This window comes from Pseudomonas sp. QL9, assembly GCF_041409665.1.
Classification (GTDB): domain Bacteria; phylum Pseudomonadota; class Gammaproteobacteria; order Pseudomonadales; family Pseudomonadaceae; genus Pseudomonas; species Pseudomonas knackmussii.
Map to the genome: position 1 here is coordinate 4,392,251 of NZ_CP166971.1, position 24,502 is coordinate 4,416,752.

Sequence of the window (24,502 nt, forward strand, 5' to 3'; positions counted from 1 at the left end):
TCGGCTCGCGGCTGCCCCGCGTGGACCGCGGGGCTTTCGTTTGATGCCGATCAAGGCGCCGCCAGCATTCCGGGTCGAGGTTAGCGAGAGATCACCCGGAGGGCTGGGAAATGGCACATAGCAAACTCCTGTTCGGCAGCCAGGCGCGCGAGAAGGTGCTGCGCGGCGCGACGCAGCTGGCCGATGCGGTGCGGGTCACCCTGGGGCCGCGCTCCAAGTCCGTCCTGATCCGCCGTGGCTGGGGCACTCCGGTGGTGTGCAACGACGGGGTGACGATTGCCAAGCAGGTCGACCTCGAGGACCCGGAAGAGAACCTCGGCGCGCAGATGCTCTGCCAGGCCGCCGAGCGCACCGGCGAGGCGGTGGGCGACGGCACCAGCACGGCGACGGTGCTCGCCCATGCGATCCTCGCCGACGGCATCCGCAACGTGGTCGCCGGGGCCAGCGCCATCGACATCAAGCGCGGCCTCGACCGCGGCCTGCAGCGGGCGGTGGCGTCGCTGAAGGCGCAGTCGCGGCCGGTGAGCGGCCGCAGGGAAAAGGTCCAGATCGCGAGCATCTCGGCGCACAACGACAACGCCATCGGCGAGCTGGTGGCCGACGCCCTGGAGAAAGTCGGCAGCGAGGGCGTGATCAGCGTGGAAGAGTCCAAGACCACCGAGACGGTGGTGGAAGTGGTCGAGGGCATGCGCTTCGACCGGGGCTACGTGTCGCCGTACTTCATCACCGACACCGACAAGATGCAGGCCGTCATCGAGGACGCCTACCTGTTGCTGAGCGACCAGAAGATCGGCCTGCTCAAGGACCTGATCCCGCTGCTCGAGCAGGTCGCCAAGAGCGGCCGGCCGCTGCTGTTCATCGCCGAGGACATCGAGGGCGAGGCGCTGGCGACGCTGATCGTCAACCAGATCCGCGGCATCCTCCGCGCAGTGGCGGTCAAGGCGCCGGGGTTCGGCGAGCGGCGCAAGGAGCTGCTGCAGGACATCGCCGTGCTCACCGGCGCCCAGGTGATTTCCAGCGACCTCGGCATCCGCCTGGAGCAGGTCGAGCTGAGCCAGCTGGGGCGCGTGCAGCGGGTGGTGGTGGACCGCGAGAGCACCACGCTGATCGGTGGCGCCGGCGAGCGCCCGGCCATCGAGGCGCGCCTCCAGCAAATTCGCGCGCAGCTGGAGCGCAGCACCAGCGAATACGACCAGGAGAAGCTGCGCGAGCGTCTGGCCAAGCTGTCCGGCGGTGTCGCGGTGGTCCGCGTCGGCGCGCCCACCGAGGCGGAAATGAAGACCCGCAAGGACGCCCTCGACGATGCCATCGCGGCGACCAAGGCGGCCATCGCCGAGGGCCTGGTGCCTGGCGGCGGGCTGGCGCTGCTGCGCGCGGTCAAGGCCATCGCCGAGGAGGAAGCGAATTGCCAGGGCGACGAGCGGACCGGCCTGCAGATCCTGCGCCGCGCCCTGGAGGCGCCGGCACGGACCATCGCCGAGAACTCCGCGGTGGATGCCGGCGTGGTGGTCGCGCGGATGCTCGCCGAGGAGGGCGATCGCGGCTTCGATGCATCGAACAACCAGTACGTGGACATGTACGAGGCCGGCATCATCGACCCGACCAAGGTGGTGCGCGTCGCCCTGGAGAACGCCGTGTCGGTCGCCAGCGTGCTGCTGCTCACCGAGGCCACCCTGACCGAGCTGCCGGAGAAGGAGCCGCCGGAAGGCCCTCCGTCGCTGCAGGGCTGAAGCGCTGGCCGGTCAGTGCCAGTGCAGGTGCAACTCGCCGTCGTCGTCCCCGCGCAACCAGCAGCCAAAGGGCGTGCACAAGCGGTTGAGGGTATCGAGCAGCCAGGCGCGATCCGCCTCGGCGGCGGCCTGCAGGCTCAGCCGGCATTGCCGCGTGGGGTAGAGCGCCAGCGACAGCAGGCGGCCCTCGGCGTCCAGTTCGGGGAAGTAGAGCAGGCCGAGGTCGCTGCGGTAGCGCTCGTGCCCGCCGATGCCTTCGTAGTCGTCCAGCAGGTCGCCGCAGCCGTACAGGATCAGGCGCTCGCGGTAGACCTCCAGCGCCTTGACGTGGTGCGAGGAGTGGCCGTGGACCAGGTCCGCCCCGGCTTCGTCGATCAGCCCGTGGGCGAAACGGACCTGTTCCGAGGCGACGGGGAACTCCCAGTTTCCGCCCCAGTGCAGCGAGACCAGCACGCGGTCGCCCGGTTGGCGGAGCGCGTCGATGTGCCGGGCGATGCGCGCCACGGTCGACGACGACAGGTCGGCCAGGCGGGCGATACCGGCGCGCCCGTGGCCGGCGGCCCAGCCTGCCGGTACGCCGCAATCGCCGGTGGCGAAGGCAAACACCAGCAGGCGGCCGCCAGCCACGGGCAGGACCGCGGGCGCCTCGGCGCTGCCGCGGTCGATGCCGGCGCCGGCGTGGCGCACGCCCGCCTGGTCGAGCCCGGACAGGGTGTCCAGAAGGCCTTCCTCGCCCCAGTCGAGCACATGGTTGTTGGCCAGGCCGCAGCAGTCGATGCCGGCGCTGCGCAGCACCGGCAGGTTGTCCGGATGCATCCGGTAGTTGATGCCCTTGGGCTGCGGCCAGCCACGCCGGGTCACGGCGGTCTCCAGGTTGACCAGGCGGACGTCCGCGCGGTGCCGGGCGATGGCCTGCAACGCCACGCCCCATACGTAGGTGAAATCCACCGGGCGGGCGATGGGGCCGTTGCGCCGCTCGGCCAGTTCCACGTAACGGCGGGCATCCGTGACGTAGGCTTCGTAGAGCAGTGGGTCGCCCGGATGCGGCAGGATCTGGTCGATGCCGCGGGCGGTCATCAGGTCGCCGCCGAGGAACAGCCGCAAGGGCGGGGGCGAATCGGACATGGGGCACCTCCTGCTTCGGGCGTTTTCCGATGCTGGGCCGATCCGCCGCCGGCGACTTGATCTGCATCAGAGCCGGGCCCTGTGCGAGGGCGTCTGATGGAACTTCCGGATGCCTGTATCAGCGAGGAATTCCGCCATGCCCCAGCAACGGCCCCAGCTCGCCTTACCCGGCGCGCTGCTGACGGACCTCTACCAGCTGACCATGCTGCAGGCGTATTTCGACCGGGGCATGTTCGACACCGCGGTGTTCGAGTTTTTCGCGCGCAAGCTGCCGGCGTGCCGCAACTTCTACCTGGCCGCGGGGCTTGAGCAGGCGCTGGACTACCTCGAGCAGCTGCAGTTTTCCGAGGCCGAGCTGGAATGGCTGTCCGCCCAGCGGATGTTCAACGCGGCGTTCATCGACTACCTGGCCGGCCTGCGTTTCACCGGTGAGGTGCATGCCATGGCCGAGGGCACGCCCTTCTTCGCCAACGAGCCGATCCTGCGGGTGACCGCGCCGCTGCCGGAGGCGCAGCTGGCGGAGTCGCGGCTGGTCAACCTGCTGCACTTCCAGTCGCTGATCGCCGGCAAGGCCGCCCGGGTCGTGCTGCAGGCGCCGGGCAAGCGCCTGGTGGATTTCGGCCTGCGCCGGGCGCATGGCGCCGAGGCCGGACTGCTCGCCTCGCGGGCCTGTTACCTGGCGGGCTTCTCGGCCACGGCCACGGTGCTGGCCGGTGCGCAATTCGGCATCCCGCTCGCCGGGACCATGGCGCATTCGTTCATCCAGGCGCACGTCGACGAGGTCGCGGCCTTCGAGCATTTCGCCCACAGCCTGCCGGGCTCGGTGGTGCTGCTGATCGACACCTACGACACCGAGGCCGGCGCCGCGCGGGTAGTGGAGTTGGCGCCGCGCCTGGCGGCGGCCGGCATCCGCGTCCAGGGCGTGCGCATCGACAGTGGCGACCTCGGCGAGCATGCGCGCCGGGTGCGCGCCATCCTCGATGCCGGTGGTCTGACTGAAGCCACCATCTTCGCCAGCGGCAACGTCGACGAATACCTGCTGCGCGACCTGCAGGCAAAGGGTGCTCCTATCGACGGCTATGGCGTGGGGACGAAGCTGGATACGTCGGCCGACGTCCCGGCGCTGGATTGCGCCTACAAGCTGCAGGAATACGCCGGGCTGCCCCGGCGCAAGCGCTCCGAGGGCAAGGCCACCTGGCCGGGGCGCAAGCAGGTTTATCGCCAGTACGACGACGATGGCTGCTGTTGCGGCGACGTTCTCACCCTGGAAGGCGACACGGCACCGGGCGTGGCCTTGATCAAGCCGGTGATGCGTCACGGCCGGCGCCTGCACCCGTCACCGTCGCTGGATGAGGTTCGTGCCTATACCCGATTGCAGCTGGACAGCCTGCCCGCGGCCCTCTGCAGCCTCGACCCGGCCACCTATCCGGTGCACGAGTCCGAGGCGCTGCACCTGCTGGCGGCCGAGGCCGACCGGCTCGTCGGCAGGCCCTGAGCGGCGCGAGCCTCAGAGGCTGTCGCGAATCTCCACCCCGGCTTCGCGCATCGCCAGTACGGCTTTCGCCAGCGAGCCGTCCAGGTCCAGGCCGCGGCAGGCGTCGAGCAGCAGCACGGCCTCGAAGCCTTCCCGGCGGGCGTCCAGGGCGGAATACAGCACGCAGTAATCGGTGGCCAGGCCGACGAGGAACAGGCGCCGGATGCCGCGTTCGCGCAGGTAGCCGGCCAGGCCGGTGGGTGTGCGGCGGTCGTTCTCGTAGAAGGCCGAGTAGGAGTCGATGGCGCTGCGGTAGCCCTTGCGCAGGATCAGTTCGGCCTGGGGCAGCGCCAGTTGCGGATGGAAGGCCGCGCCGGCGGTGCCCTGCACGCAGTGCACGGGCCACAGGATCTGCTCGCCATAGGCCAGGCGCAGGCTGTCGAACGGCTGCCGGCCGGGGTGGTTGGCGGCGAAGCTCTGGTGGTCGGCCGGGTGCCAGTCCTGGGTCAGCACCACATGCGAGAAGCGCTCGGCGAGGCGGTTGATCACCGGCACCACGGCGTCCGCGTCGGGCACGGCCAGGGCGCCGCCGGCGCAGAAATCGTTCTGGACGTCGATCACCAGCAACAGGTCGTGGCTGTCGGGGGCGGATGGGCTCATGGCAGGGGCTCCGGGGCGGGAATCGGCAGGCGCCGCGCGAGGCGGGCGAATTGTCCGGATGCTAGCGCAAAGCCGGCCGGCGTCGAACCGCAAGGGGACCGCGATTGCTTGATCGGGATCAAACCGGCCATCCGGCACGGGGCTAGCCTGACTCGAAATCGGCCCTGGACTCTCCTGTGCCCGCGCGCCCGGAGGTGAACGATGCGTCCGGCTACCATCGACAAGCATCCCGAAACGATGCAGGTGAAGCCCAACTGGCCGGATGACGCCGAAGCCGCCGCCGGGTTTTCCTGGCCGATCGCTGCGCGCGAGTTGGCGCGGCTGCCCGGCGGGGGCCTGAACCTGGCCCATGAGGCGGTCGACCGCCACGCCCTGGGCGCGCGAAGCGGGCATACCGCCTTGTGCCTCCTGGCCCGTGACGGCGGGCGCCGCGAGGTCAGCTACGCCGAGCTGAGTCGCCTGAGCAACCGTTTCGCCAATGTCCTGCAGCGCCTCGGGCTTTCGCGGGGTGATCGGGTGTTCGTCCTCTGCGAGCGGGGCATCGAGCTGTACCTCGCCGTGCTGGGCGCGTTGAAGAACGGCTGCGTGGTCACGCCGCTGTTCGCCGCCTTCGGCCCCGAGCCCCTGGAAACCCGTCTGCGCCTGGGCGAGTGCCGCCTTCTGCTGACCAGCCGCAGCCTCTACCGGCGCAAGGTGGCGGGGCTGCGCGAACGCCTGCCGGCGCTCGAACGGGTGCTGGTCTACGGCGGCGAGGGCGAGGCTACGCCCCTGGACCGCACGCTCGACCTGCAGCCGCTGCTGGACGAGGCATCGGACGACTTCGCGGTCGTGTCCTGCGACGAGGACACCCCGTCGCTGCTGCACTTCACCAGCGGCACCACCGGTACGCCGAAGGGCGCGCTGCACGTGCACGGCGCGGCGCTGATGCACTACATCACCGGCAAGTACGCGCTGGACCTGCACCCGGACGACATCTACTGGTGCACCGCCGATCCGGGCTGGGTCACCGGCACCTCCTACGGCATCCTCGCCCCGCTGATGCTGGGCGTGACCAGCCTCGTCGACGCCGGCGACTTCGATGCGGCGCGCTGGTACGCGACCCTCGAACGCGAGCGGGTCAGCGTCTGGTACACGGCGCCCACGGCGATCCGCATGCTGATGCGGGCCGGGCCGGACCTGGCGCGACGCCACCGTTTTCCGCAGCTGCGCTTCGTCGCCAGCGTGGGCGAGCCGCTGAACCCGGAGGCGGTGTGGTGGGGCCAGGACGTGCTGGGCCTGCCCATCCACGACAACTGGTGGCAGACGGAAACCGGCGGGATCATGATCGCCAACACCCTGGCCATGCCGATCAAGCCCGGCTCCATGGGCAAGCCGCTGCCGGGCATCGAGGCGGCCATCGTGCGGCTGAAGGACGACGGCGGCCTGGAGCGCCTCGGCGACGACCAGCTCGGCGAACTGGCGCTGCGGCAGCCCTGGCCGGGCATGTTCCGCACCTACCTCGGCCAGGAGGAGCGCTACCGGCGCTGCTTCGTCGGCGACTGGTACCTCAGCGGCGACCTGGCCCGCCGCGACGTCGATGGCTACTACTGGTTCGTCGGCCGCAACGACGACGTCATCAAGTCCGCCGGCCACCTGATCGGTCCGTTCGAGGTTGAGAGCGCGCTGCTGGAGCATCCGGCGGTAGCCGACGCGGCGGTGATCGGCAAGCCCGACGAACTGCTCGGGGAACGGGTCAAGGCGTTCGTCGCCCTGAACCCCGGCTTCTCCCCCAGCGATGCGCTGCGTGACGAACTGCTCGGGCATGCGCGGGTCCGCCTGGGCGCCGCCGTGGCGCCCAAGGAGCTGGACTTCCTCCCCAGCCTGCCGCACACCCGCAGCGGCAAAACCCTGCGCCGCCTGCTCAAGGCGCGCGAGCTGGGGCTGCCGGAAGGCGACACCTCGACCCTGGAGAATCCGCTATGAACGGACAGCCATCGCCACCGTCGCCGGCGTTCGCCGTCGGCCTGCTGCGCGACATGCTGCGCATCCGCCGCCTGGAGGAGCGCGCCGCGGAACTCTACGGGCAGCAGAAGATTCGCGGCTTCCTGCACCTGTACATCGGCGAGGAGGCGGTGGCGGTCGGCGCCCTGCGCGCCCTGGCGGCGGACGATGCGCTGGTGGCCACCTACCGCGAGCACGGCCATGCGCTGCTCAAGGGCGTGCCGATGGACGCCATCATGGCGGAGATGTTCGGTCGCCAGGAGGGCTGCTCCCGCGGGCGCGGCGGGTCCATGCACCTGTTCGACGCGGCCACGCGCTTCTTCGGCGGCAACGCCATCGTCGGCGGCGGCCTGCCGCTGGCGGCGGGGCTGGCCCTGGCCGAGCGGCTGCAGGGCGGCAAGCGCCTGGTCGCCTGCTTCTTCGGCGAGGGGGCGATGGCCGAAGGGGCTTTCCACGAAACCATGAACCTGGCGGCGCTCTGGCAGTTGCCGATGCTGTTCTGCTGCGAAAACAACCTCTACGCGATGGGCACCGCGCTGGTTCGCTCGCAGTCGCAGACCGAGCTGTGCGCCAAGGCGTCGGCCTACAAAATGCAGGCGCAGGCGGTGGACGGCATGGATGTGCTTGCCGTGCACGAGGCCAGTCGGCGGGCGGTGGAGTGGGTGCGCTCCGGAGCGGGGCCGTATTTCCTGGAGTTCAGGACCTACCGCTTCCGTGCGCATTCGATGTTCGACCCGGAGCTCTACCGCGACAAGGCCGAGGTCGAGCGCTGGAAGCTGCGCGACCCGATTCCGGCCTACCGCGCGCAACTGCTCGCCGAAGGCATGCTGGACGAGGGCGCCGCCGGCGCGCTGCTCGCCGAGGTCGAGCGGGAGGTGGAGGCGGCGGTCGCCTACGCCGAGGCCGGCACCCTGGAACCGGTGGAGACGCTGGCGCGGGATGTCTACACCGGGGAGGGCGCGCCATGAGCCACACCACCTACCGCGAGTCCCTGCGCGAGGCGCTTCGCGAAGCGCTGCTGCGCGATGAGCGGGTGTTCCTGATGGGCGAGGACGTCGGCCGCTACGGCGGCAGCTATGCGGTGTCCAAGGGCCTGCTCGAGGAATTCGGCGAAGCGCGCATCCGTGACACCCCGCTCTCCGAGCTGACCTTCGTCGGCGCCGGCATAGGCGCGGCGCTGGGCGGCATGCGGCCGATCGTCGAAGTCATGACGGTGAATTTCAGCCTGCTGGCGCTGGACCCGCTGGTGAACACCGCCGCCACCCTGCGGCACATGTCCGGCGGCCAGTTCTCGGTGCCCCTGGTCCTGCGCATGGCCACGGGCGCGGGGCGGCAACTGGCGGCGCAGCACTCGCACAGCCTGGAGGGCTGGCTGGCGCATATTCCCGGGCTGAAGATTCTTGCCCCGGCCACCCTGGAGGACGCTCGCGGCATGCTCTGGCCGGCGCTGCAGGACCCCGATCCGGTGCTGATCTTCGAGCATGCCCAGCTCTACAACCTGGAGGGCGAGCTGGATGCCGACGCGCCGGTGGACATCCGTTCGGCGAAGGTTCGCCGCGAGGGCAGCGACCTGACCCTCATCGCCTACGGCGGCACGCTGCACAAGGCCCTGGCCGCCGCCGAGCAACTGGCGCAGGAGGGCATTTCCGCCGAGGTCATCGACCTGCGTGTACTGCGCCCGCTGGACGACGCCACGCTGCTGGCTTCGCTGCGCAAGACCCGGCGGGTGCTGGTGGTCGACGAGGGCTGGCGCAGTGGCGGGCTGTCCGCCGAGATCCTCGCGCGCCTCACCGAGCAGGGCTTCTATGAGCTGGATGCGCCGCCGGCGCGGCTTTGCAGCGCGGAGGTGCCGATCCCCTACGCCAAGCACCTCGAAGACGCGGCCTTGCCGCAGGTGCCCGGCATAGTCGCGGCGGCCAGGGGGTTGCTGGGATGATCGAATTCAACCTGCCATCGCTGGGCGCCGACATGGACGAGGGGACCTTGCTGGAGTGGAAGGTGCGCCCCGGCGACAAGGTCGAGCGGGGCCAGGTGGTGGCCGTGGTGGACACCGCCAAGGCGGCGGTGGACGTGGAGTGCTGGCATGCCGGCGAGGTCTTCGAGCTGCTGGTCGAGCCGGGGGACAAGGTGCCGGTCGGCACCCTGCTGGCGACCCTGCTGGAAGCCGGCGAGACGGCGGCCAACGCGCAGCGCCGGGCACGTCCGGCCGTGGCGGCGGAGGCGCCGTCACCCGGGGCGATTCCCGGCGCGCCGGCCAGCACCCGTCCGCGGATATCCCCGGCGGCGCGCCTGCGGGCCGCCGAGTTGGGCCTCGACGTCGCGAGCTTGCGCGGTACCGGACCGCAGGGCGCGGTGACTCTTAGTGACGTCGAGGCGGCCCGGCCGGTCGCGGCGGTCGATCGCAACGCCGCCATGCGCCAGGCCATCGCCAGCGCGATGAGCCGCTCCAAGCGCGAGATTCCGCACTATTACCTGATGGAAAGCCTGGACCTCGGGCCGCTGCTGGCTTGGCTGCAGGCGTACAACGCGCCGCTGCCCCCGGAACGTCGCCTGTTGCCGGCGGTGGCCCTGCTCAAGGCGGTGGCGCTGGCGCTGCGCGATTACCCGCAACTCAACGGCAGCTGGCGCGACGGCGCCTTCCACCCGGCCGACGGCATTCACCTGGGCGTCGCCATCGCGTTGCGCCAGGGCGGGCTGGTGGCGCCGACCCTGCATGCGGTCGCGGACAAGGACCTGCCGACCCTGATGGACGACTTCGTCGATCTCGTTCAAAGGGCTCGCGCCGGCTCGTTGCGAAGCTCCGAGCTCGAGGGAGCGGGACTGACCGTCACCCTGCTCGGCGACCAGGGGGCGGAGAGCGTGTTCGGCGTGATCTATCCGCCGCAGGTGGCGCTGGTTGGCTTCGGCCGCATCGCCGAAAGGCCCTGGGTCGATGGCGGCGAGCTCTGCGTGCGGCCGCAGGTCAACGCGAGCCTGGCGGCGGACCACCGGGTAAGCGACGGCCACTACGGCGGACGTTTCCTGGCCGGGATACACCGCCTGCTGAAGCATCCCGGCGACCTGTGAGGAGGTGAGAGATGGACGAGGCGGCGATCCGTGCCGAGGTGCTGCAGGCCCTGAAGACGGTCGCGCCGGAGATCGATCCGGCGACCTTGCGGGGCGACCGGGTCCTGCGCGAGGAAGTCGACCTGGACTCGATGGACTGGCTGCGCTTCCTGACACTGCTGCATCAGCGCCTGGGCGTCAGCATCCCCGAGGAGGACTACTGGCGTTTCGAACGGCTGGACGACCTGGTCGGCTACCTGCTCCCACGCCTGGCCTGATGCGGCTCGTCGGAGGGCGCCGGCCGGCCGTGGCTGGCCGCAGGGCTTGGACTTAACTCTAGGAGTGCTCGCCCCCGCGAAGGTCCCGCACCGAGGAGTTGCACCGTGCCGCCGCATCTCGAATTGACCGTCCCGCAGCTCTACCAGGCCTGCGACCTGGAGGCGCTGGGCTGCGCCAGCAGCGCCGATCTCGCCGACCTCGACGGCGGTCTTGGCCAGGAGCGCGCGCTCGGCGCCCTGCGCTTCGGCATCGGCATCCGCCACGAGGGCTACAACCTCTATGTGATGGGCTCGCCGGGGCTGGGCAAGCATGCCATCGTGCGCCAGCTGCTCGGCCGCCAGGCGCCCTTGCTGGAGGCACCGAACGACTGGTGCTACGTCAACAACTTCCGCACCCCGCACAAGCCGCGCGTGCTGCGCCTGCCGGCAGGCACCGGGTGCAACCTCGACGGCGACCTGCGGGCGCTGGTGCGGCGCTTGATCGTGGCACTGCCGGCGGCATTCGACAGCGCCGAGTACCGCAGCGCCGTGCAGGGCATCAAGGACAAGTTCAAGAACCGCGAGGATCAGCTGTTCGGCGATGTCGAGGCGGCGGCCAAGGAGGCGGGCATCGTGCTGCTGCGCACCCCGGCGGGCTTCACCCTGGCGCCGACCAAGGACGGCGAGGTGATGGACGCCGAAGCCTTCGGCAAGCTGCCCGAGAGCGAGCGGCGGCAGATCGACGAGTACACCGAGCAGATCAGCCAGCTGCTGCGCCAGACCGTGCAGCAGGTCGCCCAGGCCAGCCGCGACCACGACCTGCAGATCGAGCAGCTGAACCAGGCGGTGGCGCGTGCCACCGTGGACCGTCAGTTCAACCACCTGGCAGGCCAGTACGCTCACCTGGAGCAAGTGGCGCTGTACCTCGACGAGGTCAAGCGCGACATGATCGAGAAGGGCCTGGAGCTGTTCGGCTCGGCGCCGGCCGAGCGGATGCTCGATCACCAGCGGCTGACGCCGTTCAATCGTTACTTCGTCAACGTGCTGGTGGATAACGGCGCCAGCGATGACGCCCCGCTGGTCTACGAGGATTTCCCGAGCTACCAGAACCTCTTCGGGCGCATCGAGCACCAGGCGATGATGGGCACGCTGCACACTGACTTCACCCTGATCAAGGGGGGCGCGCTGCACCGTGCCAACGGCGGCTACCTGCTGCTCGATGCGCGCAAGCTGCTGCTTACCCCTTTCGCCTGGGATGCGCTCAAGCGCGCCCTGCAGGCCGGCGAGCTGCGCATCCAGTCACCGGAACAGTTGCTCAGCCTGGCCAGCACCATCTCACTGGAACCGGACCCGATCCCGCTGCGGGTCAAGGTGGTGCTGATCGGCGATCGCCTGCTGCATCACCTGCTGACCCAGCTGGACCCGGAGTTCCCGCTGCTGTTCAAGGTCCAGGCCGATTTCGCCGAGGACATGCCGCGCAGCGCCGACAGCGCGCGTCTCTATGCCCGCCTGCTGGCCACGCTGCAGCGCCGCGAGCGCCTGCGCGTGCTGGAAACCGCCGCCATCGGCCGACTGATCGAGGAAGCGGCTCGGACCGCCGACGACGGGGAGAAGATGACCCTGAACATGCAGGCGCTGCTCGACCTGCTGCACGAGGCCGACTACTGGGCCGGCGAAAGCCGCCAGGAGCTGATCCGCCGCGAGGACGTCGAGCGCGCCGTACAGGAACGCCGGCAACGCGCCGGGCAGATCCGCGAGCGCCAACTGGAGGCGACCCTGCGCGACCTGCGGCACATCGAGACCGACGGCAAGCGGGTGGCGCAGATCAACGGGCTGTCGGTGCTGCAACTGGGCGGGCAGACCTTCGGCCAACCGGCGCGGATCACGGCTACCGCGCGCCTGGGCGACGGCAAGCTGATCGACATCGAGCGCGAGGTGGAACTGGGCGGCGCGCTGCACTCCAAGGGCGTGCTGATCCTCTCCGCCTGCCTGGCCAGCCGCTTTGGCGGGCGCCAGCCGCTGTCCTTCGCCGCGACCCTGGTGTTCGAGCAGTCCTACGGCGGAGTGGACGGCGACAGCGCCTCGGCCGCCGAGCTCTGCGTGCTGCAGTCGGCGCTCGGCAAGTTGCCGCTGCGCCAGGACCTCGCGATCACCGGCTCGGTGGACCAGCACGGGCGGCTGCAGGTGATAGGTGGGGTCAACGAGAAGATCGAGGGTTTCTTCGACCTCTGCGCGGCGCGTGGCCTGACCGGCAGCCAGGGTGTGATCATTCCGCAGGGCAACGTCTGTCACCTGATGCTGCAGCGAAGCTTGCTGGATGCAGTGGCCGAGGGGCGCTTCCACATCTACGCCGTGGAACACGCCGAGCAGGCCATGGAGCTGCTCACCGGGCTGGAGGCCGGGGTCGCCGACGCCGACGGGCGCTTCCCCGCCGGCACCGTGCACGGGGCGTTGCAGGCGCGCCTGGAGGCCTTCGCCGAACTGCGCCGGCGCTTCGCCGAGACGGCCGCGCCAGCGGGGAGTCCCGAGCAGGGAAGCGCGCCATGACGTCCCGGCGTCGCCGGCGTGCTCGGGCCCTGCTGGCGCTCGTCGTAACGACTCGAAAGGCGCCGACCGCCTATCCGAATGCCCTTCAATTTACTGCAGAGGCTTACAAACCGCCGCCGACACTGTATCCTGCTCGCCTGCCTGCTCTGTTTAGCGGCCCGTCTTGATGCTCGATTTCGAATTCCATCTCCACGGTATCCCTTCACTTTGCATTCAGTCATCTACAGTCCATACGGCTGGGCAATTCCTACTTTGGAGAAACACATCATGGCAAATCGCCAAAACGGTACCGTCAAGTGGTTCAACGCCGAGAAAGGCTTCGGCTTCATCACCCCTGAGAGCGGTCCGGACGTATTCGTTCACTTCCGTCAGATCGAAACCAACGGCTACAAGACCCTGGACGAAGGCCAGCGCGTCAGCTTCATCGTGACCCAAGGCGCCAAGGGTCCGCAGGCCGAGCAGGTTCAGATCGTTTCGTAAGCGATCGCACCGTCGAAAAACCCGCAATGCATGCATTGCGGGTTTTTTTATGGGCGCGATTCGGGCTCGGGCCCTGGTGGCGTTTCCCCGCACCCTCCGGTTGCCAGCTCGAGCAAGAGGGAATGCGCCTTGTGCTTCACCGCCCGCCAGGGCGCGGCGCCAATGCGCGCTTGCACCTAGTCTGATGAGGCACGCCTGCCCATCGCTGGGGCGGGACATGAAGCATCGTCGGGAAAGGTGGGTTCCGTGAATCGGGGATCGCTCGACCACTGGCTGCGCTGGCGCGAGCCGGCACTGTTGCTGCTGACCGCGCTGGGCTTGTTGCTCGGCGGCTTGGCCTACGCCCTGGACCAACCGTCGCTGGCCGCCGGCTGCTGGACTTCGGGGGCGGTGATGATGGCGCTGCTGTTGGCCGTCGAGATCGTCCAGCGCCTGCTACGGGGCGAGACCGGAGTGGACCTGGTCGCCTTGCTCGCCATAGGTGCGGCCCTGGCCTTCGGGCAGTGGCTGGTGGCGGCGGTGGTGGCGCTGATGCTGGCCAGCGGGCGGACCCTGGAGTTCTACACCTCGCGGCGCGCCGAGCGTGAGCTGCGTGCGCTGGTCGACCGGGCGCCGCGCTTCGCCTGGCTGGAGGAGGGCGGCGACCTGCGTCGCGTGCCCATCGAGCAGGTGCGGCCCGGGCAGGTGTTGCTGGTGCGCCTGGGCGAAGTGGTGCCGGTCGATGGCCGCCTGCTCAGCCCCAGCGCCAGCCTCGACGAGTCGGCGCTGACCGGCGAGTCGTTGCCGGTGACGCGGCGTCAGGGCAGCCCGTTGCTCAGCGGGGTGGTCAACCTTGGCGAGCCGCTCCAGCTGCAGGCCACCCAGGGCGCGGCCGAAAGCACCTATGCCGGGGTGGTGCGCCTGGCCGAGGCGGCACGCAGCTCGCGTGCGCCCTTCGTGCGCCTGGCCGACCGTTACGCGCTGCTGTTCATCCCCGCGACCCTGCTGCTCTCCGGACTCGCCTGGCTGTTCAGTGGCGACCCTTTGCGCGCTTTAGCGGTGCTCGTAGTGGCTACGCCCTGTCCGCTGATTCTTGCGGTACCCATCGCCATCATCGGCGGCATCTCGCGGGCGGCCCGGCGCGGCATCCTGATCAAGGATGGCGCCACCCTGGAGGCGCTGGCCGAAGTGAGCCAGCTGTATCTCGACAAGACCGGCACCCTCACCAGCGGCCAAGTGCGCCTGCTGTCGGTGGAGGTCAACGGCAGCCGCGACGCGGGCCAGTTGCTGACCTGGGCCGCTTCGCTTGCGCAGGCCTCGGTGCACCCGATCTCCCAGGCCATCGTCCAGGCCGCGCAGCAGCAGCGGTTGGCGCTGCAAGCGCCGCAGGCGGTGGAGGAAAGCCCCGGCGCCGGGCTCGCCGGACAGGTCGACGGCCATCGCGTGCGCCTGGGGACGCTGTCCTTCGCCCGTGCCGGGGCGGAGTCCGGGCGCTGGGCGGCGAGCATCCTGCGGCGCATGGACTACGCCGCCTGTGGCGGCAGCTTCGTCGAGGTGGACGGCGAGCTGGCCGGCGCGCTGCTGTTCGCCGACCGCGTGCGCCGGGAAACGCCACGTGTGGTACGGCGCCTGCGCGCGGTGGGGGTCGAGCGGATCGTCATGCTAACCGGCGACCGCCTGGAGACCGCCGAGATGATTGCCCTGGCTGCCGGCATCGACGAGCTGCACGCCGGGCTGTCGCCGGCGGACAAGGTACGCGCGGTGAAGGAAGGAGGGGCAGCCGGTCGCACGCTGATGGTCGGCGACGGGATCAACGACGCGCCGGCCCTGGCGGCGGCCGATGTCGGTGTGGCCATGGGCGCCGCCGGCGCCAGCGCCTCCTCCGAAGCGGCCGGGGTGGTGCTGCTGGTCGATCGCCTGGATCGCCTGGTCGAGGCGCTGGATATCGCCCGCCATACCCGCGCCATCGCCCGCCACGGCGTACTGGCCGGCATGGGACTGTCGCTGCTGGCCATGCTGGTGGCGGCTTGCGGCTTCCTGCCGGCGCTGGCTGGCGCGGTAGTGCAGGAGCTGATTGACGTGGCGGTGATCGCCTACGCCCTGCGTGCCCTGGGAACGCGACGCGGGCAGGCGGAATTGCTGAGCGGTGAGCAACTCGACCGGTTGAGCGACGAGCACGCCCAGCTCGGACGCCTGCTGGCGCGCCTGCAGCAACTGGCCGGGGAGTTCGCGCGGTTGCCGGAGGACGCGGCCCGGGAGGCGCTCAACACGCTGGTCGACGACCTGCAGCGCCTGCTCGCCGAGCATGAGCGCGACGACGAACGAAAGCTCTATCCGCTGCTGTCGGCACGCCTGGCCGGCGAAGACCCGTTGTCGGCGCTCAGCTACGGCCATCGCGAGATCTTCCGCCTGATCCTGCTGCTGGCAAGGATGCGCGACGACCTGCAGCAGGACCCGGCCGCCGTGCCGCTGGACGAGGTGCAGATGCTGCTGGTCCGCCTGGACACCCTGGTGCGGCTGCATTTCGAGCAGGAGGAAGAGCTGTACCAGTATCTCGACAGGCGCTAGCTGGGGGCTGCGGGGATGGACCCTGTAGGAGCGAGCTTGCTCGCGAACCGATTCGGCAGGGAGCCGTTCGCGAGCAAGCTAGCTCCTACGAAAAGCCCGAGATCGAAAGCGGAAACGGCGGGGCGGGTAGCCCCGTCGCGGCGCCTGCCGGGTGGGCAGGCGCAGGCATGTAGATGCCAGAAGGGAAGGGCCGCGGTACCGGGCGGGTAGCCCCCGAATTCGGTGTACCGCGGTATGCGCCCAAGGGCGCGAGTGGAGCCGGCGGCGGCCCGGGTAGGGCCGCCGCCTTTTTCATCAGCCGATGGTCATCAGGCTGGCGTTGCCGCCCGCGGCGGCGGTGTTGACGCTGAGTGCGTGCTCGACCAGCAGGCGCTCCATGGGCACGTCGGTTTCGCCCTTGGCCAGGCCGTGCACGCCGACGATGGCGCCCTTGCGCTTGGCGGCCTGCTCGCAGACTGCGCGCAGCTGGTCGGAATCGCCGTGGTGGAGGATGGCGTCGAAGGCGGCGTCGGCGGCGGTCCAGTCGTTGACCAGCTCGATGCGCTTCTGCACGTCCTTCGGCAGGCTGTCGCGCAGCTCGCGCTGGGACGCCGGCCATACGGCCAGGCTGCCCACCGCGAGGGTCGCGGCCAGTTGCACCAGCAGGTCGGCGCGTTCTTCGGCAAGGTTCAGCACGCGTTCGCGCGGCAGCAGGGTGTAGGTATTGCGCTCGCCGGTCGGGCCGGTCAGCACGTGGCAGCTGTAGCTCTGCGCCAGTTCGGCGAACTCGGCGGCCAGCTTGGCCAGTTCCGGCTCCTGCTTGCCGGCCCAGTCACGCAGGGCTTGCAGGGCTTTCGCCTGCTCGGCCGGGCGCTCCAGGGCCTGCTTGGCGTCGCCGGCCAGTTGCTGGGCCACCGCATCGCGCGGGCGGGTCGACAGCAGGCGGTACAGGTACAGCGGGCCGCCGGCCTTCGGGCCGGTGCCGGACAGGCCTTCGCCGCCGAAGGGCTGCACGCCGACCACGGCGCCGACGATGTTGCGGTTGACGTAGAGGTTGCCGACGTGGGCGGCCTCGACGACCTGGTTGATGGTCTCGTCGATGCGGGTGTGCACGCCGAGGGTCAGGCCGTAGCCGGAGGCGTTGATCTGCGCCAGCAGCTGGTCGAGGTCGGAGCGCTCGTAGCGCACCAGGTGCAGCACCGGGCCGAAGATCTCGCGCTTGAGCTCGTCGAAGCTGTCCAGTTCGATCAGGGTCGGCATGACGAAGGTGCCGCGCTTGATCTCCTCGCCGTTCACGCGAGCGGCCTGGAACACCTTGCGGCCTTTGTCGCGCATGGCCTGGATGTGCTTGTCGATGTTGGCCTTGGCTTCGGCGTCGATCACCGGGCCGATGTCGACGTTCAGGCGCTCCGGCGAGCCCATGGCGTATTCGGCCATGGCGCCCTTGAGCATCTGCACCACGCGGTCGGCCACGTCGGCCTGCACGCACAGCACGCGCAGGGCCGAGCAGCGCTGGCCGGCGCTGTCGAAGGCGGAGTTGATCACGTCCACCACCACCTGCTCGGCCAGGGCCGAGGAGTCGACGATCATGGCGTTCATCCCGCCGGTCTCGGCGATCAGCGGAATGGCGCGGCCCTGGGCATCCAGGCGGCCGGCGATGTTGCGCTGGAGGATGCCGGCCACCTCGGTGGAGCCGGTGAACATCACGCCGCGCACGCGCTCGTCGCCCACCAGGCGGGCACCGACGGTTTCGCCGCGGCCCGGCAGCAGTTGCAGCACGCCGGACGGAAGGCCGGCTTCGATGAGGATGCGCACGGCTTGCGCGGCGATCAGCGGGGTCTGCTCGGCCGGCTTGGCCAGCACGGTGTTGCCGGCGGCCAGGGCGGCGGCCACCTGGCCGCTGAAGATCGCCAGCGGGAAGTTCCACGGGCTGATGCACACCACCGGGCCCAGCGGACGGTGGCTGTCGTTGGCGAAGCCGCGTGCCTGGGCTGCGTAGTAGCGCAGGAAGTCCACCGCCTCGCGCACTTCGGCGATGGCGTTGGCGAAGGTCTTGCCGGACTCGCGCACCAGCAAGCCCATCAGCTGCTGCATCTCGCCTTCCATCTGGTCGGCGGCGCGTTCCAGCACGGCGGCGCGTTCGGCTGGCAGGGTGGACTGCCAGATCGGACCGCTGGCCTGGGCGCAGAGCAGCGCGGCCTTGACGTCGGCTTCGCTGGCTTCGTGCACCTGGCCGACGAGGTCGCGGTGGTCGGCCGGGTTGCGCACGGCTTCGGCCGCCAGCGGCGTCGGGGTGTCGTTGCCGAGCACCGGCTGGGCGACGTAGGCGTGGTTGGTGCTGGAGAGCAGCGCCGAGCTCAGCGAGCCGAGGCGGTGTTCGTTGGCGAGGTCGAGGCCGGCGGAGTTGGCCCGGGCGTCGCCGTACAGGTCACGCGGCAGCGGGATGCGCGGGTGCGGCAGGCCGAGGGTGCCTTCCTGGGCGGCCATCTTCTCGACTTGCTGCACCGGGTCGGTGACCAGGTCCTGCAGGGAGATGCTGTGGTCGGCGATGCGGTTGACGAAGCTGGTGTTGGCGCCGTTTTCCAGCAGGCGGCGGACCAGGTAGGCCAGCAGCGTCTCGTGGCTGCCGACCGGGGCGTAGATGCGGCACGGACGGTTGAACTTGCCGTCGGCGACCTTACCCACCACTTGCTCGTACAGGGGCTCGCCCATGCCGTGCAGGCACTGGAACTCGTACTGGCCCGGGTAGTAGTTCTGCCCGGCGATCTGGTAGATGGCCGCCAGCGAGTGGGCGTTGTGGGTGGCGAACTGCGGGTAGATGGCTTCCGGCACCGCCAGCAGCTTGCGCGCGCAGGCGATGTAGGAGACGTCGGTGTACGGCTTGCGGGTGTAGACCGGGTAGCCTTCCAGGCCGTTGACCTGGGCGGCCTTGATCTCGCTGTCCCAGTAGGCGCCCTTGACCAGGCGGATCATCAGGCGGTGGCGGCTGCGCTTGGCCAGGTCGATGACGTAGTCGATCACGTACGGGCAGCGCTTCTGGTAGGCCTGGATGACGAAGCCGATGCCGTTCCAGCCGGCCAGGCTCGGCTCGAAGCACAGGCGCTCGAGCAGGTCGAGGGAGATTTCCAGGCGGTCGGCTTCCTCGGCGTCGATGTTCAGGCCGATGTCGTACTGCTTGGCCATCTGCGTGAGGTTCAGCAGGGTCGGGTACAGCTCTTCCATCACCCGGTCGTACTGCGCGCGGCTGTAGCGCGGGTGCAGCGCCGAGAGCTTGATGGAGATGCCCGGGCCTTCGTAGATGCCGCGGCCGTGGGAGGCCTTGCCGATGGCGTGGATGGCCTGCTCGTAGGAGGCCAGGTAGCGCTTGGCGTCTTCCTCGGTCAGCGCGGCTTCGCCGAGCATGTCGTAGGAGTAGCGGAAGCCCTTGCTCTCCATGGTGGTGGCATTGGCCAGGGCTTCACCGATGGTCTCGCCGGTGACGAACTGCTCGCCCATCAGGCGCATGGCCATGTCCACGCCCTTGCGGATCAGCGGCTCGCCGCTCTTGCCGATGATGCGGTTGAGCGAGGAGGTCATGCCCGCTTCGGTGTGGGTGGACACCAGCTTGCCGGTGATCAGCAGGCCCCAGGAGGCGGCGTTGACGAACATCGACGGGCTCTGGCCCAGGTGCTGGCTCCAGTTGCCGTTGGCGATCTTGTCGCGGATCAGGGCGTCGCGGGTGGCCTTGTCCGGGATGCGCAGCAGCGCCTCGGCCAGGCACATCAGCGCCACGCCTTCCTGGGACGACAGGGAGAACTCCTGCAGCAGGCCCTGCACCAGGCCCTGGCGGCCGCCGGCGCTCTTCTGGTTGCGCAGTTTCTCGGCGATGCCCAGGGCCATCTTGTTGGCCGCATCGGCCAGGGCCTGCGGCAGGCGCGCCTGCTCCAGCAGCATCGGCAGGGCTTCGGTTTCCGGGCGGCGGTAGGCCGAGGTGATGGCGGCGCGCAGCACGGATTGCGGGAGGATGCTCTCGGCGAATTCGAGGAACACCTGCAGGCCCTGCTCGTTCAGCGCTTCCAGCGATTCTTCGCCGGCCGCGGCGGCCAGGCCGGCGTGGGCGGCGGGGTTCAGGCCCCCTTCGATCTGTTCCAGGTAGTTGAAGATGGCCTGCTTGATCAGCCAGTGCGGGGTGCGCTCGATGGTCTGCGCGGCTTGCTTGAGGCGTTCACGGGTGGCGTCGTCAAGTTTCACGCCAAGGGTGGTGGTGGCCATGGTTCTACCTGTTCTTGGAAAGGGGCACGACAAAGTGGCGAGAATATAAACGTCGGCATTCTCGGGTGCAACCAGGTGCAACCGCGTCTTTCGCAGGTTTCAGAACGTCCGGGTGGTAGTCTGTTTCTCCCTGTCAGAGGCCGGTTTTGCTGGGCTCGCCATCGGTGATGGCAGGCTGTTGAGTGTTTTGGCCGGCTGCCCGGCCGAGCGCCTGGGCAGCCTTCGAGGCGACGAGGTGCAACCCTTTCGTCGGGGGGCTCCGAGGTGGTTCTCCTTGCAAGGAGGACACTGCAAGGACAGTGCCGGTTCACGACGAGTGGCGTCGCACCGCCAAGTTCGCGGGGCGTGCAGGTGCCTGGCGATGGGGTTGCCCTTGGAGTCGGCCGGGGGTGTTACTACGCGTAGCGCTGGAGGCCGGCAATGGGTGCAGCCCGCGGCGGGGCAAGGAGCAGTGGAAGGTGCGCGAAGCTAGGGCGCCGGTCGCGCTGGCAATGGGCCGGTCGGCGGATTCAGGCGTCGGCCGGCTCGCGGGTTTCCGTGCGGCCGGCGTAGATCATCGGTTCGATGGTAAAGAGCATGCCCGGCTCCAGCCGCAGCGCCTTGTCGAGTTCGGCCGGGGTGCGGCGGCGAATCGGCGGGCGTTTCACTGGCTGAGTTCCTCGTGGTGATCGGATTCGCCCTGGCGCCAGTAGGCGGCGATGCGCATGGTTTCCTTCGGCTGGCCCTTTTCCTGGGTCAGCAGGTTGCGCACGCGGACCATGCTGGCGGACTCGCCGGCGCCCCAGCAGAAGCCTTCGCCTTCCGGCAGTTGCAACGCCTCGACGGCGGCCAGCAGTTGTTCGCTGCTATCGAACCATTGCAGTTGAACATCGGCGGCCGTGTCGAACCGGCGACGATCGGCGGCCTCGACCTGCAGCAGGACGATGGCGCGGGTGCCGGCCGGCAGTTCCTCCAGGCAGCGATGCACGGCGGGAAGGCCGGTGGCGTCGGCGATCAGCAGGCGCCAGGCGAAATCGGTGGGGACGATCATCGAGCCGCGCGGCCCGCCGATCACTGCCGCATCGCCGACCTGCGCATTCTCGGCCCATTGGCAGACCTTGCCGTCGCCGTGCAGGGCAAATTCCACGGTCAGCTCGCGGGCCTGCCGGTCGAAGCGGCGCGGGGTGTAGTCGCGGCGCACGGTGTTGCCGTCGGCGTCGTCGAACATGAACTTGATGTGGTCGTCGAACCCGGCGGAGACGAAGTCCGCCAGGGCTTCTCCGGCGAAGGTGAGGCTGACGAAGTGCGGGCTGATGCGTTCGCGGCGGACGACTTCGACTTCGCGCATGCGCAGTTCGTGGCGGATGCGCTGGACGCGGCGTTGTACGGTGGCTTGGGTCATGGCTTGCCCTCGTGGGCTATGGTTGATAATGTCAACAAATCCTAAGAACTAGTAGTTGATATTGTCAACCATATAGCCGTGAAAACCGACGATCCGCTCGAACTCATCCACGCCGTCATGCACCTGTACCGCTCGCGGCAGTACCGCGAATTGCGCGACGGTCCCCACGAGCTCACGCACATGGAGTTCAAGGTGCTGGGCTTTTTCGCCCGCCATCCGGGCGCGACCCAGCGTGACCTGGTGCAGCACAGCGGGCGCGACAAGGCGCAGATCGCCCGGCTGATCCAGGGCCTGCGCCAGCGCCAGCTGCTCGATGCCAGCGCCGACGAACAGGACAAACGCAGCCTCTGCCTGCGCCTGAGCGAAGCGGGGGAGACGGTGTACGGCGTGGTTGCGCGCCAGGGCCGGCGCCTGTCCGAGGTGGCGGTGCAGGGCTTCAGCGCCGAAGAGAAGCAGACACTTGCGGCATTGCTGGAGCGGGTGCGCGAGAACCTCGAAGACGAAGGCTGATGCCCGACTCAGGCGTCCAGCTGACGAACGTCCAGGCGCTCCACGGTGCGGGCGCGCAGTTGTCCACAGCCCCCATCGACGTCTTGCCCGGCGCTGTTGCGTACCTTGGTCAGCACGCCGCGGCTGTGCAGGTAGCGGACGATCTCGACGATGCGTTCGCCGTCCGGGCGCTGGTAGGCGTCGCCTTCCAGGGCGTTGAAGGGGATCAGGTTGAGTACCGCGAACTTGCCCTTGAGCAGGCGCAGGATGCCGTCCAGCTCGTCCTGGCCATCGTTGACGCCCTTGAGCAGGGTCCACTGGTACTGGATCGGGTAGCTGACCTCGCGGGCGTAGGTTTCGCCCAGTTCGACCAGCTCATCCGGGGTGATCTTCGGTGCCTTGGGCAGCAGGTGCTCGCGCAGCTCGGCCTTGGTGGTGTGCAGCGAAAGCGCGAGGGCCGGCTTCACCTGTTGTCGTGGCAGGCGCTCGAACACGCGCGGATCGCCGACGGTGGAGAACACCAGGTTCTTGTGGCCGATGCCGGCGGCGCTGCCAAAGAGGTCGATGGCTTCGAGCACGTTGTCGAGGTTGTGCGCCGGCTCGCCCATGCCCATGAACACCACTTTCTTCACCGGGCGCAGGCGTCGAGCCAGTACCAGCTGGGCGACGATCTCGCTGCTGTGCACCTGGCGCAGCAGGCCGCTCTTGCCGGTCATGCAGAAACGGCAACCGACCGCACAGCCGACCTGGGTCGATACGCAGAGGCCGCCGCGCGGCAGCAGCACACTCTCGACCATCTGGCCGTCGGCCAGGCTCACCAGCAGGCGCTCGGAGCCGTCGCCGGCCGGGTGGCGGGAATGCAGGCGGGCCAGGCCGTCGAGCGCGGCGCTTAGCTCGGGCACGGCGTTTCTTACCGACAGCGGCAGGAAGTTCTCGCTAGCCTGGCGGCGCGTGCCGAGGTCCAGCGGCTGGCCCTGCAGCCAGGCACGCAGCATCCGCGCGCGGTGCTTGGGCAGCGCGCCGAGGTCGGCGAGGCGTTGGTCGAGTTCGGTCAGGCGCATGGGGCGCGCATGCTATCACCGGGCATGCGTGCCGCGTAGCGCTGGCCGTCCGTTGGGAAGGGAAGGGCGGGGCCGGACGAGCCGGCCCCGCTGTTTCAGGCGCCGCTGCCGACCACCCGGTAGCACGGCTTGTAGGCCGCGCCGCCGGGCAGCTTCATGCGGTGTTGCTTGACGAAGGCCTGCAGCAGGTCGTCCAGCGGCTTCATCACCTGGTGGTCGCCGTGGATCTCGTAGGGGCCGTGCTCCTCGATCAGGCGCACGCCGTTCTCCTTCACGTTGCCCGCGACTATGCCGGAGAAGGCCCGGCGCAGGTTGGCGGCCAGTTTGTGCGGCGGAATGTCTTTCGTGAGCTGCAGCGCGGCCATGTTCTCGTGGGTCGGGTCGAACGGACGCTGGAAGCGCTCGTCGATCTTCAGCAGCCAGTTGAAGTGGAAGGCGTCGTTGCGCTCGCGGCGGAACTGCTTGACCTCCTTGAGCCCCTTGGCCATTTCGCGGGCCACTTCCGCCGGATCGTCGATGAGGATGCGGTAGCGACGCTGCGCGGATTCGCCGAGGGTGGCGCCGACGAAGGCGTGCAGTTGCTCGAAGTAGGGCGCGGCGCTGCGCGGGCCAGTGAGCAGGAGGGGGAAGGGCAGCTCCTGGTTGTCCGGGTGCATGAGGATGCCCAGCAGGTAGAGGAATTCCTCGGCCGTGCCCACGCCGCCGGGGAAGATGATGATGCCGTGGCCGACGCGGACGAAGGCTTCCAGGCGCTTCTCGATGTCCGGCAGGATCACCAGTTCGTTGACGATCGGGTTCGGCGCCTCGGCGGCGATGATCCCCGGCTCGGTCAGGCCCAGGTAGCGGCCACCGTGGTGGCGCTGCTTGGCGTGGCCGATGGTGGCGCCCTTCATCGGGCCCTTCATCACACCGGGGCCGCAACCGGTGCAGACGTCGAGGTTGCGCAGGCCCAGCTCGTGGCCGACCTTCTTGGTGTACTTGTATTCCTCGGTGCTGATGGAGTGACCGCCCCAGCACACGACGATCTTCGGCTCGACGCCGGCGCGCAGGGTGCGGGCGTTGCGCAGCAGGTGGAAGACGTAGTCGGTGATGCCCGCCGAGCTGTTCAGGTCGACGCGCTGGTTCTCCAGCTCGCTGGCGGTGTAGACGATGTCGCGCAGCGCGCTGAAGAGCATTTCGCGGGTGCCGGCGATCATCTCGCCGTCGACGAAGGCGTCGGCCGGCGCGTTCAGCAGTTCCAGGCGCACGCCGCGGTCCTGCTGGTGGATGCGCACCTCGAAGTCGCGGTAGGCGTCGAGGATGGTCTTGGCGTTGTCGATACGAGCGCCGGTATTGAGGATCGCCAGCACGCACTGGCGGAAGAGCTGGTAAAGGTTGCCCGAGCCGGCTTCGCTGAGTTGCGCCACTTCGCGCTGGGACAGGGTTTCGAGGGTGCCCTTGGGGCTGACCGAGGCATTGATGGTGGGTCTGTGGGACATTACAGCTTCCATGTATTC

The 24,502-nt window shown here is 69.3% G+C and carries 18 protein-coding genes; 11 read left to right on the plus strand and 7 right to left on the minus strand.

The genetic code is table 11. The features are described from left to right. The first annotated feature begins 110 nt into the window (after nt 1-110). Nucleotides 111-1,730 (plus strand): chaperonin GroEL, encoded by a 1,620-nt coding sequence (gene groL, locus ACA097_RS20490; protein WP_371365638.1) that lies wholly within the window; start codon nt 111-113, stop codon nt 1,728-1,730. Nucleotides 1,731-1,742: 12 nt separating this feature from the next. Here the strand turns inward: groL and ACA097_RS20495 are convergent, their stop codons facing one another. Further along, nucleotides 1,743-2,855 (minus strand): CapA family protein, encoded by a 1,113-nt coding sequence (locus ACA097_RS20495; protein ID WP_371365640.1) that lies wholly within the window; start codon nt 2,853-2,855, stop codon nt 1,743-1,745. A 136-nt stretch (nt 2,856-2,991) separates the two neighbouring features. Here ACA097_RS20495 and ACA097_RS20500 point away from each other — a divergent pair, with 136 nt between their 5' ends. Next, nucleotides 2,992-4,350, plus strand: a complete 1,359-nt coding sequence (locus ACA097_RS20500) for a nicotinate phosphoribosyltransferase (RefSeq protein WP_371365642.1) — start codon at nt 2,992-2,994, stop codon at nt 4,348-4,350. Nucleotides 4,351-4,362: 12 nt separating this feature from the next. On the opposite strand, the gene pncA is transcribed toward ACA097_RS20500, so the two are convergent. Beyond that, nucleotides 4,363-4,989, minus strand: a complete 627-nt coding sequence (pncA, locus tag ACA097_RS20505; RefSeq protein ID WP_371365644.1) for a bifunctional nicotinamidase/pyrazinamidase — start codon at nt 4,987-4,989, stop codon at nt 4,363-4,365. A 201-nt stretch (nt 4,990-5,190) separates the two neighbouring features. Here pncA and acsA point away from each other — a divergent pair, with 201 nt between their 5' ends. From acsA to ACA097_RS20545, 8 genes are all read left to right on the plus strand, one after another. Next, nucleotides 5,191-6,951, plus strand: coding sequence for an acetate--CoA ligase (gene acsA / locus ACA097_RS20510; protein ID WP_371365646.1), 1,761 nt, complete (start codon nt 5,191-5,193; stop codon nt 6,949-6,951). Further along, nucleotides 6,948-7,937: a pyruvate dehydrogenase (acetyl-transferring) E1 component subunit alpha gene (gene pdhA / locus ACA097_RS20515; protein WP_371365648.1), complete on the plus strand. Its 990-nt coding sequence runs from the start codon at nt 6,948-6,950 to the stop codon at nt 7,935-7,937. Before acsA ends, pdhA begins: the two co-directional genes overlap by 4 nt. Further along, entirely contained in the window at nt 7,934-8,905 is a 972-nt protein-coding gene (locus ACA097_RS20520) for an alpha-ketoacid dehydrogenase subunit beta (RefSeq protein WP_371365650.1), read from the plus strand. The genes pdhA and ACA097_RS20520 overlap by 4 nt, the downstream gene beginning before the upstream one ends. Then, the gene (locus ACA097_RS20525; protein WP_371365652.1) at nt 8,902-10,035 is read left to right on the plus strand and encodes a dihydrolipoamide acetyltransferase family protein; all 1,134 of its coding nucleotides are present in this window, start codon (nt 8,902-8,904) and stop codon (nt 10,033-10,035) included. Before ACA097_RS20520 ends, ACA097_RS20525 begins: the two co-directional genes overlap by 4 nt. An 11-nt stretch (nt 10,036-10,046) precedes the next feature. Continuing rightward, the gene (locus ACA097_RS20530; protein WP_043254129.1) at nt 10,047-10,292 is read left to right on the plus strand and encodes an acyl carrier protein; all 246 of its coding nucleotides are present in this window, start codon (nt 10,047-10,049) and stop codon (nt 10,290-10,292) included. 105 nt (nt 10,293-10,397) lie between these two features. After that, entirely contained in the window at nt 10,398-12,818 is a 2,421-nt protein-coding gene (locus ACA097_RS20535; RefSeq protein ID WP_371365655.1) for a Lon protease family protein, read from the plus strand. Nucleotides 12,819-13,085: 267 nt separating this feature from the next. After that, nucleotides 13,086-13,298: a cold-shock protein gene (locus ACA097_RS20540; protein ID WP_043254125.1), complete on the plus strand. Its 213-nt coding sequence runs from the start codon at nt 13,086-13,088 to the stop codon at nt 13,296-13,298. 246 nt (nt 13,299-13,544) lie between these two features. Beyond that, the gene (locus ACA097_RS20545) at nt 13,545-15,845 is read left to right on the plus strand and encodes a heavy metal translocating P-type ATPase (RefSeq protein ID WP_371365657.1); all 2,301 of its coding nucleotides are present in this window, start codon (nt 13,545-13,547) and stop codon (nt 15,843-15,845) included. A 294-nt stretch (nt 15,846-16,139) separates the two neighbouring features. Here ACA097_RS20545 and putA read toward each other — a convergent pair whose 3' ends face one another. From putA to ACA097_RS20560, 3 genes are all read right to left on the minus strand, one after another. After that, nucleotides 16,140-20,075 carry a trifunctional transcriptional regulator/proline dehydrogenase/L-glutamate gamma-semialdehyde dehydrogenase gene (gene putA / locus ACA097_RS20550; protein ID WP_371365659.1) on the minus strand — a complete coding sequence of 1,312 codons (3,936 nt, stop codon included), beginning with the start codon at nt 20,073-20,075 and terminating at the stop codon, nt 16,140-16,142. Nucleotides 20,076-20,584: 509 nt separating this feature from the next. Next, nucleotides 20,585-20,722 (minus strand): hypothetical protein, encoded by a 138-nt coding sequence (locus ACA097_RS20555; RefSeq protein WP_197539232.1) that lies wholly within the window; start codon nt 20,720-20,722, stop codon nt 20,585-20,587. Continuing rightward, entirely contained in the window at nt 20,719-21,456 is a 738-nt protein-coding gene (locus ACA097_RS20560; RefSeq protein WP_371365662.1) for a siderophore-interacting protein, read from the minus strand. The genes ACA097_RS20555 and ACA097_RS20560 overlap by 4 nt, the downstream gene beginning before the upstream one ends. 78 nt (nt 21,457-21,534) lie before the next feature. Between ACA097_RS20560 and ACA097_RS20565 the strand changes: the two genes are divergently transcribed. Continuing rightward, nucleotides 21,535-21,966 (plus strand): MarR family winged helix-turn-helix transcriptional regulator, encoded by a 432-nt coding sequence (locus tag ACA097_RS20565; RefSeq protein ID WP_371365664.1) that lies wholly within the window; start codon nt 21,535-21,537, stop codon nt 21,964-21,966. Between the two features lie 8 nt (nt 21,967-21,974). On the opposite strand, the gene ACA097_RS20570 is transcribed toward ACA097_RS20565, so the two are convergent. Together ACA097_RS20570 and ppnN are read right to left on the minus strand one after the other, a co-directional pair. Continuing rightward, nucleotides 21,975-23,006 carry an RNA methyltransferase gene (locus tag ACA097_RS20570; RefSeq protein WP_371365666.1) on the minus strand — a complete coding sequence of 344 codons (1,032 nt, stop codon included), beginning with the start codon at nt 23,004-23,006 and terminating at the stop codon, nt 21,975-21,977. A 95-nt stretch (nt 23,007-23,101) separates the two neighbouring features. Further along, a complete protein-coding gene (gene ppnN / locus ACA097_RS20575) occupies nt 23,102-24,484 on the minus strand; it encodes a nucleotide 5'-monophosphate nucleosidase PpnN (protein ID WP_371365669.1) in 1,383 nt (460 codons plus the stop codon). Between the last annotated feature and the right edge of the window lie 18 nt (nt 24,485-24,502).